This is a genomic window from Actinomadura sp. SCN-SB, from assembly GCF_043906805.1.
In the GTDB taxonomy this organism is placed as follows: domain Bacteria; phylum Actinomycetota; class Actinomycetes; order Streptosporangiales; family Streptosporangiaceae; genus Spirillospora.
On record NZ_JBIMPP010000162.1, the window covers coordinates 1 to 1,347 of the forward strand.

Annotated in this window: 1 protein-coding gene; it reads left to right on the forward strand. The window is 68.7% G+C overall.

Annotation, left to right across the window (positions count from 1 at the left end):
- Positions 1 to 164: 164 nt before the first annotated feature.
- Entirely contained in the window at positions 165 to 1,337 is a 1,173-nt protein-coding gene (locus ACGWYJ_RS38855) for an ISAs1 family transposase (protein ID WP_395111703.1), read from the forward strand.
- Positions 1,338 to 1,347 lie beyond the last annotated feature (10 nt).

The following is a 1,347-nucleotide window of genomic DNA, read 5'->3' on the forward strand; positions in this document are numbered from 1 at the left end:
CAGGGTTTGTGCAAGTTCCGGGGTTGGGTGGTTTGTCAGGCTGTGACCGGTTGGGGTGCATAGCGGAGCAGGCACGGGTTTCGTGATCATTGGGGTGTCGAAGCTCAACGATCACGAGGTGGCCCGTGCCTGCCGCTGTATCTTCTCCCATCCCGCCGGTGCTGGTGAAGCTGGGTCCGCTGGGTGCCGGTCAAGTCACTGACCTGCGGCCTTTCCTGGACCGGGTGCCCGATCCGCGGGCGAGGCGGGGCCGCTGGTACCCGCTGACCGCGATCCTCCTGGTCTGTGCCTGTGCGGCCGTGTCCGGAGCAAGGAGTGTGGATGAGATCGCCGAGTGGGCGTCGCGGGCCTCGGACACCGTGCTGACGGCCGTCGGAGTCCGCCGGCATCCGCTCATGTGGCGCCGTGCCCCCTCGCGGACCACGATCGGCCGCGTGCTCGCGGCCGTCGACGGTGACGCCCTGGACCAGGCGGTCGGCGCCTACCTCACCGCCCGGAAAACGGCGGGAACGGCCTCGGGGAAACGGCAGGTGATCGCCGTCGACGGCAAGTCGCTGAGGGGATCGGCCCGCCTGTCCGCCGGCCGCAGACATCTGCTCTCGGCCGTCACCCACCATCGGGCCCTGACCCTCGCCCAGGCCGAGGTCGGAACCAAGACCAACGAGACCGCGCACTTCCGGGCCCTGCTCGAACCACTGGACCTGGACCGATCCCTGGTCACCTTCGACGCCCTGCACTCGGTCCAGGCGAACGTCACCTGGCTGGTCGAGACGAAGAATGCCCACTACATCGCCATGATCAAGCGGAATCAGCCGACCGCCTACCGGCAACTCGCCTCCCTGCCCTGGCCGGACATCGCCGTCCAGCACACCACTTCTTCCGCCGGACACGGCCGCCGGGAGTCCCGCTCGATCAAGACCTGCGGCATCTCCGACGAACTCGGCGGGATCGCCTTTCCCCACGGCCGCCTCGCCCTCCGCGTCCACCGACGCCGCAAACAGACCGGCGGGCGCGAAAGCCGCGAGACCGTCTACGCCGTCACCAGTCTCGACGCCCACCAGGCCACCCCGGCCGAACTCGCTGCCGCCGTCCGCGGCCACTGGGCCGTCGAGGCCCTGCACCACGTACGAGACGTGACCTACGCCGAGGACGCCTCCACCCTCCACACCGGCACCGCACCCCGCGCCATGGCCACCTTCCGCAACCTCGCCATCGGCCTGCTCAAAACCCTCAAAGCCACCAACATCGCCAAGACCACCCGAGCAATCCGCGACCAGCCAGAACGAGCCCTCCCGATCCTGGGCATCACCAACAACCCGGACACTCAGGGAACTTGATCAAGCCCTG